This window comes from Stenotrophomonas maltophilia group sp. RY12688 (assembly GCF_052149045.1).
GTDB lineage: Bacteria > Pseudomonadota > Gammaproteobacteria > Xanthomonadales > Xanthomonadaceae > Stenotrophomonas > Stenotrophomonas sepilia.
Window position 1 is genome coordinate 3,561,215 of sequence record NZ_CP197389.1, and the last position, 13,878, is coordinate 3,575,092.

The 13,878-nt window shown below is 68.4% G+C and carries 11 protein-coding genes; 5 read left to right on the forward strand and 6 right to left on the reverse strand.

Translation table 11 applies throughout. From position 1 onward, the window contains the following. Nucleotides 1-37: 37 nt before the first annotated feature. Together ACS0OT_RS16555 and ACS0OT_RS16560 are read left to right on the forward strand one after the other, a co-directional pair. On the forward strand, nucleotides 38-685 hold the full coding sequence (locus tag ACS0OT_RS16555) for a protein-L-isoaspartate O-methyltransferase family protein (RefSeq protein ID WP_014648346.1): 648 nt from the start codon (nucleotides 38-40) through the stop codon (nucleotides 683-685). Between the two features lie 16 nt (nucleotides 686-701). Further along, entirely contained in the window at nucleotides 702-2,060 is a 1,359-nt protein-coding gene (locus ACS0OT_RS16560; protein WP_005419128.1) for a TolC family outer membrane protein, read from the forward strand. Nucleotides 2,061-2,156: 96 nt separating this feature from the next. Here ACS0OT_RS16560 and ACS0OT_RS16565 read toward each other — a convergent pair whose 3' ends face one another. Both ACS0OT_RS16565 and waaA read right to left on the reverse strand, forming a co-directional pair. Further along, complete coding sequence (locus ACS0OT_RS16565; RefSeq protein WP_374082902.1) at nucleotides 2,157-3,356, reverse strand: amino acid transporter; 1,200 nt, start codon at nucleotides 3,354-3,356, stop codon at nucleotides 2,157-2,159. Between the two features lie 271 nt (nucleotides 3,357-3,627). Then, nucleotides 3,628-4,926, reverse strand: coding sequence for a lipid IV(A) 3-deoxy-D-manno-octulosonic acid transferase (waaA, locus tag ACS0OT_RS16570; protein ID WP_065178339.1), 1,299 nt, complete (start codon nucleotides 4,924-4,926; stop codon nucleotides 3,628-3,630). Between the two features lie 60 nt (nucleotides 4,927-4,986). Between waaA and ACS0OT_RS16575 the strand changes: the two genes are divergently transcribed. After that, on the forward strand, nucleotides 4,987-5,904 hold the full coding sequence (locus ACS0OT_RS16575; protein WP_005419134.1) for an LpxL/LpxP family Kdo(2)-lipid IV(A) lauroyl/palmitoleoyl acyltransferase: 918 nt from the start codon (nucleotides 4,987-4,989) through the stop codon (nucleotides 5,902-5,904). Between the two features lie 108 nt (nucleotides 5,905-6,012). Here the strand turns inward: ACS0OT_RS16575 and ACS0OT_RS16580 are convergent, their stop codons facing one another. From ACS0OT_RS16580 to ACS0OT_RS16595, 4 genes are all read right to left on the reverse strand, one after another. Beyond that, nucleotides 6,013-6,462, reverse strand: a complete 450-nt coding sequence (locus ACS0OT_RS16580) for an REP-associated tyrosine transposase (protein WP_032954504.1) — start codon at nucleotides 6,460-6,462, stop codon at nucleotides 6,013-6,015. Nucleotides 6,463-6,599: 137 nt separating this feature from the next. Next, complete coding sequence (locus ACS0OT_RS16585) at nucleotides 6,600-7,931, reverse strand: O-antigen ligase family protein (RefSeq protein WP_065185356.1); 1,332 nt, start codon at nucleotides 7,929-7,931, stop codon at nucleotides 6,600-6,602. Beyond that, on the reverse strand, nucleotides 7,912-9,027 hold the full coding sequence (locus ACS0OT_RS16590) for a glycosyltransferase (RefSeq protein WP_139727636.1): 1,116 nt from the start codon (nucleotides 9,025-9,027) through the stop codon (nucleotides 7,912-7,914). The genes ACS0OT_RS16585 and ACS0OT_RS16590 overlap by 20 nt, the downstream gene beginning before the upstream one ends. A gap of 15 nt (nucleotides 9,028-9,042) precedes the next feature. Beyond that, nucleotides 9,043-9,240 (reverse strand): zinc-finger domain-containing protein, encoded by a 198-nt coding sequence (locus tag ACS0OT_RS16595; RefSeq protein ID WP_005410967.1) that lies wholly within the window; start codon nucleotides 9,238-9,240, stop codon nucleotides 9,043-9,045. Nucleotides 9,241-9,658: 418 nt separating this feature from the next. Here ACS0OT_RS16595 and ACS0OT_RS16600 point away from each other — a divergent pair, with 418 nt between their 5' ends. Both ACS0OT_RS16600 and ACS0OT_RS16605 read left to right on the forward strand, forming a co-directional pair. Continuing rightward, on the forward strand, nucleotides 9,659-13,003 hold the full coding sequence (locus ACS0OT_RS16600) for a GH92 family glycosyl hydrolase (RefSeq protein ID WP_329844277.1): 3,345 nt from the start codon (nucleotides 9,659-9,661) through the stop codon (nucleotides 13,001-13,003). Continuing rightward, nucleotides 13,000-13,743 carry a basic secretory protein-like protein gene (locus tag ACS0OT_RS16605; protein ID WP_032954509.1) on the forward strand — a complete coding sequence of 248 codons (744 nt, stop codon included), beginning with the start codon at nucleotides 13,000-13,002 and terminating at the stop codon, nucleotides 13,741-13,743. Before ACS0OT_RS16600 ends, ACS0OT_RS16605 begins: the two co-directional genes overlap by 4 nt. Nucleotides 13,744-13,878: the final 135 nt, after the last annotated feature.

The window sequence follows — 13,878 nt, forward strand, 5'->3', positions numbered from 1 at the left end:
GTAAAATGGCCGGCCCACTGCGCTGGATTTGAACCTCATGACGATTGATTACGCCCACGCCCGCGAACTGATGGTGGAACAGCAGATCCGTCCCTGGGACGTGCTGGACATCAAGGTGCTCGACGTCCTGGCCCGCCTGCCGCGCGAGGCCTTTGTCGCCGACGCGCACCGGGCACTGGCCTACGCCGATGTCGAACTGCCGATCGGCCACGGCCAGAAGATGATGAAGCCGGTCATCGAGGGCCGTACCCTGCAGGCACTGGACCTGCAGCCGGGTGACGAAGTGCTGGAAATCGGCACGGGCAGCGGCTTCCTGTCGGCCTGCATCGGCGCGCTGGCGCGCGATGTGCTGAGCTTGGAAATCGACCCGGAGCTGGCCGCCGCTGCGCGTGCCCGCCTGGACGCCTCCGGCCTGGGCACCAACGTCCGCGTGGAAGTGGCCGATGCCCTGTCCTGGCAGACCGAACGCCGCTTTGACGTGATCTGTGTCACTGGTGCGGTCGACGTGGTGCCGTCACAGTTCGCCTCGTGGCTGCGTCCGGGTGGCCGCCTGTTCGTGATCCACGGCCGCTCGCCGGCGATGGAGGCCCTGCTGGTCAAGGCCGACGGTAGCTCCGAGTCCCTGTTCGAGACCGATATCGATTACCTGCGTGGTGCCGCCCCGGCCCCCCAGTTCCACCTCTGAGTCCAAGGAAGCCGCAATGATCCGCCGATCCCTCGCTGTTGCGCTGGCCACTGCCCTGCTGCCGTTGTCCGCCCATGCCGCCGACCTGCTGCAGGTCTACGAAATGGCCCGCAACGGCGATCCGCAGCTGTCGGCCGCCGAATCGACCCGGCTGTACGACAAGGAAGGCGCCGTGCAGGCGCGTGCCGCCCTGCTGCCGCAGATCAACGGCCAGGCCGCGCTGAACCGCACGCGCAGCGAGCCGAACGCCGACGCCAACTCCGGCTCGTTCACCAACAAGCGCCGCACCTACACGATCGACGGCAGCCAGACGCTGTTCAACTGGACCCAGATCAACAACCTGCGCTCGCAGCGTGAGCTGAGCAAGGCGGCGGACTTCACCCTCGAATCGGCCAACGACAACCTGATCGTGCGCACCTCGGCGGCCTACTTCAATGTGCTGGTGGCGATCGAATCGCTGAACGCCGCACAGACCAATGAAGCGGCCGCGAAGAAGCAGTTCGACTTCGCCGACAAGCGCCTGGAAGTGGGCCTGGCGCCGATCACCGACGTGCACGAAGCACGCGCCCAGTACGACCAGGCGCGCGCCAACACCATCATCGCGCAGAACACCCTGGCCGATAACTACCAGGCCCTGACCGAACTGACCGGCCAGCCGGTGACCAACCTGCGTGGCCTGCCGGCGGACTTCCGCCCGGAAGTGCCGGCCAACCGCGGCAACATCGACGAGCTGGTGCAGCAGGCCACCACCCAGAATCCGGCGCTGAAGGCGCAGGAGCTGAAGGTCAGTGCCGCCGAAGCCGGCGTGCAGGCTGCCCGTGGTGGTCATTACCCGACCCTGTCGCTGGGCGGCAGCTGGGGCAAGAGCGCCACCTGGGGCGACAGCACCGGTGCCGGCTCGCTGTCGCCGGATGCGCGCACCAACAGCATCGGCCTGACCCTGAGCGTGCCGATCTTCTCCGGTGGTGCCACCCAGTCCGGCGTGCGCCAGGCGCTGGCGCAGCGTGACATCGCCCAGGACGGCTACGAGCAGCAGAAGCGTGCCCTGGATCGCAATACCCGCAATGCCTACCAGACCCTGGTTCAGGGCATCAGCGAAGTGGAAGCCCGCCGCCTGGCGGTGGTCTCGGCGCAGAGCGCGTACGACGCTTCGCAGGTCGGCCTGGAAGTCGGTACCCGTACCGTGCTGGATGTGATCCAGAACCAGCGCATCCTGTTCTCGGCACAGCTGGACTATGCCCAGGCCCGCTACACCTTCCTGCAGAACCGCCTGCTGCTGAGCCAGTCGCTGGGTGCGCTGGACGTGGCCGAACTGCAGGACGTCAATCGGCTGCTGACCCAGGACGCGGGCAACCCGGCCACGACCACGCACTGAGTCGTCGCCCCTGCAACGAAAAAGCCACCCGCGAGGGTGGCTTTTTTGCAGATGCTGTATCCACACGCGCGCGCCCCGGCGTGGCCCCACGAACCGTCAGCCCGGCCATGCGCGCAGGCGTTCCAACGCCGCGAGCGCGCACAGCACGGCTGCCAAGGGGGCCAGCATCGACATCATCAGCCCGCAGCCGGCTGCGCCTTGCCGGGTGTCATCCCGACGCCGCAGCACCGCCAGGCACAGCGCTGCCATGACCACCAGCGTTGCCGGACCCGGCAGCGCCGGCAAGGTGCCCTGCGGCAGCCCCAGCACCAGCATCACCGCCGGCAGCGCAACCACCATTGCGCTCAGGCGCGTGCGGGATCGTCCCGCCGCGTCAGCTGCGCGGGGCCACAACGATGTGGCCAACCGGACGGCCAGCATCAGCAGCACCAACTGCAGGGCGGCCAGGCCCGCTGCCCCGGCCAGGGGCAACAATGGCAGCATCCACTGCAGCTGGGGGTGCACCTGCAGCGCAACCGCCAGTGGCCGGGTACTGGCGAGCGCGGAAAACTCGACCAGCCCGGCCTGCAATGCTGCCAGCACGATCAGCAGCAGCATCGCCAGCAACGAGACCAGCGCCAGCACCGCCGGCTGCCACATCGCGCCCTGGCGGCGCAGCGCAGGAAAGCCCAGTGCCAGGCCCACGCTGGCAAATATGCCCAGCAGCGGCACCGCAGCCGCCAGCACGCCCCCCAGCCCGAAGCGATACGGTGCGGTCGCCGGAGGCAGCCAGGGAATCCAATGCCCGTAGTGCACATGACGCGCCGCCAGCGCCAGCAGCAACACCCCCACACCGATCTTCACCGTCAGCAGCGCACAGGCCGCCAGAGCCACACCCCGCGGCGGCAGCAACGCGAGCGCGCTCAACATCAGCAGACCCATGGCCGCCGCTACCTGCACGGGCAGCCAGTCGTTGGCATGGAGGCCTCCGGTAGCCAGCACGGCATGTACATGGCGGGCCATGGACTGTGCCGCGCCCGCCGTGGTCGCCGTCAGCTCAAGCAACAGGATCGCGCCCAGAACGATGGCCACCCGTGGCCCCCAGCTGGCGGCCAACAGTCCGTACAGGCCATCGGCCGCCGGCAGTCGCAGCACCAGATCCTGCAGGCAGCACAGCACCAGGCCAGCCCCCAGTGCGGCCAGCAACAGGCTCAGTACGATGGCCGGGCCAGCCTGTGCCGCCGTGTGCTGGCCCACCAGCGCGATCACGCTGCCGCCCACCAGCAGCGTCAGTGCCACCACAGCCAGGTGGTCCATCCCCAAGCGCGCCCCACCGGTGCCGTCCCTGCCCCTGTCGCCGTCCATCGCAAGTTCCCTTGATATCCGCCCAAGCGCGGTCGACAGCAGGCTGGCAGCCTGCGTCGTCCTGCGGAATCGGAATCGGTGCTGCGTGCGCCACGATGTGATGGCAGGCACGCTGCCATCGGCAGGGTCGGTCCAGCAACGACAGAAAAATCGTCGCTAAGCAGAATTGATGAAGTTGATCACGACAACGCAGCGCAGCGCCGCCGACGCCGCGCTGCCGGGATCACTCGCGCGGTGGTGGCAGGTGCGGTGCGACCAGCGCAAGCGTGCGCTGCAGCGCGCCACGGCCATTGCTGACCAACGTGCAGCCCGCACGCGCCATGTCTTCGCGGGCCTGCGCATCTTCAAGCAGATGCTGCAGCAGGTCGCCCACCGCCTGCGCATCTTCGCCGATCAGCAGCGCACCGGCCTCGCGCATGCGCCGGGAGATTTCCGCGAAGTTGTGCAGGTGCGGGCCGGTCACCGCCGCGGTTCCCATCGCAGCGGGCTCCAGCAGGTTGTGGCCACCGATGGCCTGCAGGCTGCCGCCGACGAAGGCGACCTGGGCGCAGGCGTAGAACGGCATCAGCTCGCCGAGGGTGTCGATGACGAACACGTCTGTGGCGGCGTGCGGCCACTGGTCCACGCGGCGGGTCGCCACGCTCCAGCCCTGTTCGCGCGCCAGCGCTTCCACCTTCGGGAAACGTTCGGGATGGCGCGGTGCCCACAGCAGCAGCAGATCCGGATGCTGCTGGCGCAGGCGGCGGTGCAGGTCGATCACCGCCTGCTCTTCGCCATCATGGGTACTGGCGGCGATCCATACCGGGCGCGCGCCCGGCACCCGTGCATGGAACTGTTCGACGAAGCCCTGCACGTCCGGCGTGGTGATGTCGAACTTCAGGTTGCCCAGTGCCTGCACCTGGCCGGGCTCCGCCCCCAGCTGCACGAAGCGCTCGGCATCGTCCTGCGACTGCGCGGCCACGCAGGTGACGGTGCGCAGGGCGCGGCGGATCAATGCGGCCAGCAGCCGGTAGCCGCGCAGCGAACGCGCCGACAACCGGGCATTGAGGATGTAGACCGGAACGCCACGGTCACGGCAGCCGAACAGCATGTTCGGCCACAACTCGGTTTCCAGGATCAGCGCCAAGCTGGGCTGGAAATGGCCGAGGAAGCGATTGACGCTGCCCGGCACGTCGTACGGCAGGTAGACATGGTCCAGCGCGTCGCCCCAGAGCGCACGCACGCGCTCGGAGCCGGTAGGAGTGATGGTGGTGATGACCCAGCGGATGTCCGGGCGCTGCTGGCGCAGGGCGTTGACCAGCGGCGCGGCGGCATTGACCTCGCCCACCGAGACCGCGTGCAGCCACACCCGTGGCTGGCCGGTCGGCTGCGGATAGGAGGCGTAGCGTTCGTCCCAGCGCCGGAAGTACTCACGGACCCGGAAGCCGCGCCAGACCAGGTGGTACACGGTGATCGGCAGCAGGATGTAGAGCACGACCGAGTACAGGCCGCGCAGGATCCATTCGACAGGGTCTTTACGCATGCGGGAAGGATACGGGAGCCCCCCGGGAAAGACACGCGGCCGCCTTGGTAGAATGGCCCCATGTCAGATGCCTCCACCGCCGTCCGCCCGTCGCTGCGCGATCCGCGCAACTGGCCGATGTTCGCCGCCATGTTCGGCGCCTTCGCCATCGCCCGCCTGCCGTGGATGCTGCAGCGCGCGCTGGGCCGGGGCGTCGGCTGGATCACCTGGCGCCTGCTCGGCAGCCGCCGCCGCGCCGCCGAGGTCAACCTGCAGCTGTGCTTCCCCGAGAAGGACGAGGCGTGGCGGCAGCGCCTGGTGCGCGACAGTTTCGATGCGCTGGGCGTCGGCGTGTTCGAGTGCATCCGCGCTTGGTGGGGCAGCATCGACAGCATCCGCCCGCAGGTACGGATCGAAGGCCTGGAACACCTGCGGCAGATGCAGGCCGAAGGCCGCGGCGTCCTGCTGGTCTCCGGCCACTTCATGACCCTGGAAATGTGCGGCCGCCTGCTGTGCGACTACGTCGATCTTTCCGGCATGTACCGCAAGCACAAGAACCCGGTGTACGAGTGGGCGGTGAAGTTCGGCCGCCTGCGCTATGCCAAGGCGATGTTCGCCAACGAGGACATCCGCGCGACCGTGCGCCACCTGAAGAAGGGCGGCTTCCTCTGGTACGCGCCAGACCAGGACATGCGGGGCAAGGACACCGTGTTCGTGCCATTCTTCGGCCACACCGCTTCGACCATCACCGCCACCCATCAGCTGGCGCGCATGACCGGCTGTGCGGTGATTCCGTACTTCCACCGGCGCGAAGGCGGAAAGTACTTCCTGAAGATCGGCGCGCCGCTGGAGAACTTCCCCAGCGAGGATGTGGAAGCCGATACCACGCGGGTCAACCAGGCCATCGAAGCGATGGTGCGCGAGGCTCCCGACCAGTACCTGTGGATCCACCGCCGCTTCAAGCGCCAGCCCGGCGGCCGGAGTGATTTCTACAAATAAAGGTGGGGCGGGAGGGTTTCGTCCACGCATGGCGTGAATTTGATGACGCGGAGCATTCTGAAGTAGATCCACGCCATGCGTGGATGCTCTACATCCGGGTGCCGGCACCTACAACGGCCAACGGCACCATGCGTGCGGGTACTCACCCAACGTGCCGGCCAGGCCCGCACGGACCGGATTGGCCAGGATGTACATCGCCTTCTCATGAAGGGATTCATCGCTGCGTACGGCATGATCGTGGTAACCGTGCTGCCACAGCGCCCCTCGTCGCTCCAATCGCCGGTTCAGCAGTCGGCTGCTGCGTGATTTGAGCAGGGCCATACACTCGGCCAGGGTTCCTCCGCGCAGCTCCATCAGCCAGTGCAGATGGTCGGGCATGACCACCCAGGCGAGGCTGTGGCTGAAGCCCTTGCGCTCTACGAAGCGCAGGGTGTCGATAAGGATCGCCACGTTTGCCGCATCGGCGAACAACGGTTCGCGGCCGAGGGTTGCTGTGGTCAATGAATAAACGTTGCCGGATCGGGAATACCGACCGTAGCGAAGTCTGGGGCTGGCCATGCCTCCAGCGTGCGCGAACTGCCGGGGCACCGATAGTGGAGATGTCACCGTGTTCAGGTCGGGAAAGCCTCATCCACGCATGGCGTGGATCTACTGATCGACTCCATGGTTGATCCCTACCATGCGCGGATGCGCGGTCACTTCACCGGCGGGGAATCATCTGCGTCGCGGGCCAGCAGGCTGCCGGCGAACAGGGCTGCCAGCAGCACCGTCAGGCCACCCCAGAAAGCGGAATAGAACGCCAGGTGCGTATTGAGCGGGAACACCGTAACCGCCAGCGCCAGCATCGCCGGTCGGGCGCGATCACGCGCAGCCGCCGGGGCATAGCGCCAGGCCCGCCAGGCCTGCGCCACCGCCGCCAACCACAGCAGCAGGCCCAGAACGCCGGTCTCGGCAAGGATTTCCAGCACGATCTGGTGGGCGTGCAACGCCGGTTGGTTACCCCACACGGCGGGACCCTCATCTGACACGCAGGCCGGATACGCATCGCGGAAGCCGCGCGCACCGACACCGTTGACCGGATGCTCCTCGATCATGCACACCGCTGCGGTCCAGATGCGCGCGCGCCCCGAAAGCGCCTCGTCAACGCCCTGCCCGTCTTCGTTCCATGCCTGCGCCGTGCGCGCGACACGCTCGCGCAGCTGCGGCACGCCCGCTGTCAGTGCGGCCGTACCCAGCGCTGCCACCAGGGCCAGCAGCAGCAGCCGCTTCCAGCCGAACTGGCGCACGCCGCTGTAGGCCAGCACCAGCACAAAGGTGATCCACGAGGCGCGCGAACCTGCCAGCAGCAGCACGCACCCCAGTGTTGCAGCGGCCAGCAGCCACCCTGCATTGCCGAAACGCTGCGCCATCGGCAGCAGCAGGAACGGTGACAGGCTGGCCAGCACCTGGCCGAATTTCAGATTGCAGGGCCCAAGCGCGCCACTGAGGCGGTCGGCCAGTGCGGCTTCGTCGGCCGGGCACAACGCGTGGCCACTCACGGCCAGCTTCAGGTGTTCCAGCGACCAGAACCACGGGCTGGTGCCAGCCAGCGCCTGCACCAGCGCGTCCAGCGTCCACACGCCGGTGATCAGCGCCAGGCCACCGAAGGTCAAGCGCCGCCGTTCCGGCGTGGCCACCGCGATCGCCACCAGCCACATGAAGGGCAGGTAGCGCAGTCCGGCGGCCGCCTTGGTCCACGAGGCCGAAGGGTCGATCGCATCGATGGCCGAAAACGCCTGCGGCAGCCAGTAGCCGAGGAACAGGATCGAGGTCAGCGCCCACGCCGCCGTGCTCAACAGGTGCGGACGGCGCTGCAGCCGGCGCATCACCATGCGCGCGGCAGCATAGACCGCGCCAAGGCCCAGCACGGTTTCGGCAATGCCCGGCAGCGGCCACATCGCCACGTACGCCAGCACCCACCAGGGCGCCCAGCGCCCGGCACGGTCGTCGCGCACGATGGCAGCGGGGTCAGCCGGCGAAATCGGCATAGAGGCGGAGGGTATCGCGCTGCATGGCCTGCAGGGTAAACGGGATGCGGGTCGGCAGGGACGGCGGCTGCGCCAGCAGGGCCAGCGCACGTTCACCCAGCGCGCGCGCGTCGCCGAGCGGCACCGCACCGCTGGGCTGCAGCTGCAGCAGCAGTTCGCCGACGCCACCGTGGTCCCAGCCCAGCACCGGGCGACCGACCGACAGCGCCTCAACCACGGTGCGGCCAAAGGCTTCCGGCTTGTCTGACAGCTGCAGCACCAGATCGCTGGCGGCGTAGGCCTGGGCGATGCGGACGGTAGGCGTGCTGATCTGTACGGCCTCGGCCACGCCCAGTGCCGCGGCCTGGCGGCGCAGGTCAGCCACGTAGGCCTCGCGCCCGGGTTCGTCGGTGCCCAGCATCCACAGCTGGGCAGGCACGCCGGCGGCACGCACGTCGGCCAGCAGCTGCAGCGCGTGGGTGTGGCCCTTCAGCCGGGTGCCGCGCCCCGGCAGCAGCAGCAGCGGGCCTTCGACCTGGGCCAGCCACGGGTAGTCGGCCGCCAGCGCCAGCCGCGGGCGGCGGTCGGCGCGCGCCACGCGCGGGAACTGGTTGACGTCGACACCTCTCGGTATGACCCGCAGTTTTTCTTCCGGCACCGTCGGGTAATGGCGTTGCACGTAGGCGCGCACGGTGTTGGACACGCAGATCACGCGTTCGCCACTGGTCATCACCGCGCTGTAGCGGCTGGGCGAGTTCAACCCGTGCACGGTGGTCACCCAATGCGGGCGCTGTGCGGCGGGCATGGCGCGGATCGCGTACAGGCCCAACCAGGCCGGCAGCCGCGAACGGGCATGCACGATGTCCGCACCAACTTCGGCAAACAGCCGGCGCAGGGTCGGCAGATGGCGCAGGGTCAGCAGCGACTTGCGGCCGATATCCAGGGTGAGGTGCTCGGCACCACTGTCCAGCAGCGGCTGCACCAGGCGGCCACCGGCAGACACCACCAGCGCGCGATGGCCGGCGGCAACCAGGGCCGCAGCGATTTCCAGGGTCGAGCGCTCGACACCACCGGAGTGCAGCGCCGGCAGCAACTGCACCACGGTCAATCGGCGCATCGAAGGGGCCGCCGTTTAGTCGGCCAGCACGAACACGGAACCGCAGTACGGGCACTGCGCTTCGCCGTTGGGCTCGTCTTCGATCGGCAGGTACACGCGCGGATGCGAGTTCCACAGCGCCATTTCCGGGGTCGGGCAGCTCAACGGCAGATCGCTGCGGTGCACGGTGTAGCGCTTCTCGGCGTTGGCGGGCGCGGTGGCGGTATGGCTCATGGCGGATTCGGTGAACGGGTTGCGAGGCCCGTGATTCTAGCATCTGGGCCGCAACGACATTGCCCCGCAACGGGCCTTTGCACGCCGCCGCCGATGCCTCGCATCTCCCCACCGCGCGCCGGGCGGCGGCGATTCCGGGGATTTCGCGGTCGTTCCGGCAGGTTCGCTCGCCAGAATCGACTCCAGCGATATTTCCCGCATTTGGATCGAACTAAATGGCACTTGCCAGCGCGCGGCGGCTGTTGCAGGATCGGGCCAGGTCGCACCTCGACCCACCCAACCCAACCCGATCGCATGGCCCGCCCCCACCGGACCGGCATCGCCTCTTCCACTGCCAGCCTGGCGGGCGGAGCGATGCTGTCCGTGGTGTCCGCCGATGCGGGTTCGCCCGCCGCCAGCCCTTCCGGGAGACCCTTGCATGACCCTGTCCGATCCGCGCCGCGCCCTGCTTCCGCTCGCCCTGGCCCTGGCCTGTGCGACCACTGCGATGCCGGCGCGGGCGCAGGGGCTGCAGACCTCGTTCGAACCGGGCGAACCTGTACCGGCGCAGGCCACCGGTGCGCTTCAGGTCACGATCGGCAATGGACCGGCCGCGCCCTACGCCGCCAAGCGCAACGCCGGCTACAGCGGCCTGCATGCGCTGCGCTACAGCAGCGAAGGCGGCAGCGCGCGGCGCGAACTGTTCAAGGCCGACCTGCCCATCGAGGCCGATACCACGCTGTCGTGGCTGGTGCTGCCGGAAATCGTCGGCAAGGACACCGTCGCCTCGACCTATGTATCGCTGGACCTGCTGCTGGACGATGGCAGCCGCGTTTCGGCCGGTGCGGCACGCGACCAGCATGGCGTGGCGATCGGCGCACGCGCGCAGGGCGAATCGAAGACGCTGTACCCGCAACAATGGGCCCGCAAGGCAGTGCGGCTGGGCGACGTGCTCGCGCTGAAGGGCCGCCGCGTGGTTGCGATCGAGCTGGAGGTAGCCAGTGCCGAGGGCGCGCCGGTCTCTGGCTGGATTGATGACGTGCGCCTGGATGCCCAACCGCGGCAGCGGCCGCAGCGCGTCTCCGACTGGGTGCTGACCACCCGCGGCACCCAGGCCAACGGCACCTTCTCGCGCGGCAACAATTTCCCGGCCACGGCGGTGCCGCACGGGTTCAACTTCTGGACCCCGGTGACCGACGCCGGCGCACTGAACTGGCTGTACCGCTGGAACGAACAGAACGATGCGCAGAACCGCCCGCAGCTGCAGGCACTGGCACTGAGCCACCAGCCCAGCCCGTGGATGGGCGACCGCCAGACCTTCCAGGTGATGCCCTCGGCCAGCCGTGGCGTGCCGGACGCCGACCGCCGCAAGCGCGCGCTGTCGTTCGACCGCCGTCATGAAAGCGCGCGCCCCTACCGCTACGACGTGCGCTTCGACAATGGCATCGCTGCTGCCATCGCACCGACCGACCATGCCGCGCTGTTCCGCTTCGAGTTCCCCGAGGGCGGCGACGCCAATCTGCTGTTCGACAATGTCGATGCGCGTGGTGGCCTGACCCTGGACACGGCCACGCAGACCCTCAGCGGCTACACCGATACGCGCAGTGGCCTGTCCAACGGCGCCAGCCGCATGTACGTGGTGGCCAGCTTCGACAAGCCGTGGCGCAGCAGCGGCCGCCTCGACACCGGCCGCCCGACCGGTTACATCAAGTTCGATGCTGGCAGCGACCGGCAGGTGACGATGCGCATCGCGACCTCGCTGATCTCGGTGGAACAGGCGCGTCACAACCTGGCGCTGGAAATCTCCGCCGCCGACACGCTGGAAAGCGTGGCGGGCCGTGCGCAGGATGCATGGGACGCGCGCCTGGCCCGCTTCGATATCGGCGATGCCACTGACGACCAGAAGACCACCTTGTATTCCAGCCTGTACAGGCTGTACCTGTATCCCAACTCCGGCCACGAGAATGCCGGCAGCGCGGCCGCGCCTGACTGGCGCTACGCCAACCAGGCCAGCGCCAGCGACGACAACACCGAAGGCAGCGCGAACCGCAGCTTCACCGGCGTGCGCGATGGCAAGGTGTTCGTCAACAACGGCTTCTGGGACACCTTCCGCACCACCTGGCCAGCCTATGCGCTGTTCACGCCCGACGATGCCGGGCAGATGGTGCAGGGCTTCATCGAGCAGTACCGTGCCGGTGGCTGGATCGCACGCTGGTCGTCGCCGGGCTACGCCGACCTGATGGTCGGCACCAGTTCGGACGTTACCTTCGCCGATGCGTGGCTGAAGGGCATCGGCGGCTTCGATCCGGCCGAGGCCTACGCCGCCGCGCTGAAGAACGCGACCGTGGTCCCCCCCGACCGCCATGTCGGCCGCAAGGGCATGGACCGTTCGACCTTCCGTGGCTACGCCAGCGCGGACGTGCACGAAGGCATGTCGTGGACGATGGAAGGCGCACTGAATGACTTCGGCATCGCCAACATGGCCGACGCTCTGGCCAAGCGCGCGACCATGCCGGCCGCACGCGAGCGCTACAGCACCGAGGCCGACTACTTCCGCCATCGCGCCGCCAGCTACGCGACGATGTTCGATCCGGCCGCCGGCTTCTTCCAGGGTCGCAACGCCGATGGCCAGTGGCGCGTGGACGCCAAGGCCTACGACCCGCGCGTGTGGGGCCACGACTACACCGAATCCAATGGCTGGACCTTCGCCTTCACCGCCGCCCACGATGGCGAAGGACTCGCCGCGCTCTATGGTGGCCGTGACAAGCTGGCAGCGAAGCTGGATGCCTTCTTCTCCACCCCGGAAACCGCCGACCCCGCGTTTGCCGGATCCTACGGCGGCACCATCCACGAGATGACCGAAGCGCGCGATGTGCGCATGGGCATGTACGCGCACAGCAACCAGCCGGCGCACCACATCCCATGGATGTACCTGTACGCCGGGCAGCCGTGGAAGACCCAGCAGCACGTGCGCGAGATCCTGTCGCGGCTGTATGTGGGCAGCGAGATCGGCCAGGGCTATCCGGGCGACGAGGACAACGGCGAGACCTCCGCGTGGTACGTGCTGGCCTCGCTGGGCCTGTATCCGCTGCGCATGGGCGCCCCGGAGTACGTGATCGGTTCACCGGCGTTCGAACATGCGAGGGTGGAACTGCAGGGCGGTGCGGTGCTGACCGTGAACGCGGCCAACAACTCACGCGAGAACGTCTACGTGCAGTCGCTGAAGATCAATGGCAAGCCGTGGACGAAGACCTGGGTGCCGCACGAGCTGATCGCCAAGGGCGCGACGCTGGACTTCGTGATGGGGCCGCAGCCGTCGCGCTGGGGCAGCGGCGTGGACGATGTGCCGCGCTCGCTGACCGCGCGGGGCCAGCGCCCGCAGCTGCTGCACGACCTGCTCGGCAGTGGCGCCAAGGCGACGCTGGCCGATGGTCGCGCCCTGCCAGCGCTGGTCGACGACGATGCCGCCACGACCGTCGGCCTGGGCGGCGGCGCAACCATCGCACTGACCGGCCTGGGCGACGGCGTGCCGACCATGTACACGCTCACCAGCGGTGACGGCCGCATCCAGGGCGGCGAATGGACGCTGGAAGCGCGCAGCGGCAACGGCCGCTGGATCGTGCTCGACCAGCGCAGCGGCGAAGCCTTCGAGTCTGCCCGCCAGACCCGACCGTTCCGCATCGCCAAACCCGGTCGTTACAGCGAGTATCGGCTGCGCCTGGCCGCACCGGACCGGCTGCCGCTGGCGGAGATCGAACTGTTGGCGCCCAGCGCCGTACAATGAGCCCCATGCGCTACCGTCTGCTGCCTCTGGCCCTTGTTGCCCTTTCCTTCTCCAGCTTCGGCCAGACCCAGGCCTTTGATGCGCAGCTGACCCGCGACGGCGTGACGCTGAACTACCAGGACGCCCGTGGCGCCCTGGCCGCGCCGCAGCGAAAGCGGGTGATCGATACGTTCTACTTCGCCTACCTGCGCGAACGTGCGGACTTCCACCCGGCCGCGCCGTCGATGGTGCGCATCGTGATCGACCCGGCCTACACGGGGATCGCCTTCGTCGGTGACAAGGACCAGGCCGCAACGATCACCATCAACCCGGGTTGGCTGGCGCAGCACCCCAACGACATCGACCTGGTCACCCATGAGGCCATGCACATCGTGCAGGGCTATCCGGGCTATGGCGACGCACGGGTGCCGGGTTGGCTGGTGGAAGGCATCGCCGACTACGCACGCGACCGCTACGGCATGGACAATGCCGCCGCGGGCTGGGCACTGCCGGGCAAGGTCGAGAAGGGGCAGAACTTCGACAGCGGCTACCGTGTCACCGGTGCGTTCCTGAAATGGGCCGACGCCGAACATCCGGGCCTGGTGCTGGCACTGGACAAGGCCCTGCGCGACGGCCGCTATGCACCGGCGCTGTGGCAGAAGCACACCGGCAAGGCACTGCCGGCGCTGTGGGCGCAGTACGCCAAGCCGCGTTCCGACGCTCCGCCGCCGGCCCCTGCACGCCGCGGCAAGCGGCGCTGACTGGGCGATCAACTGGGTACAGCCGCGACTGGATAGAGTCGACTGGGTAGAGTCGACTGTTAGTCGACTGACTTTCGTCCAGCCCCCGAAAACCCCGCGCTTCGCGCGATAGTCGACCGACGGTCGACTCTACCT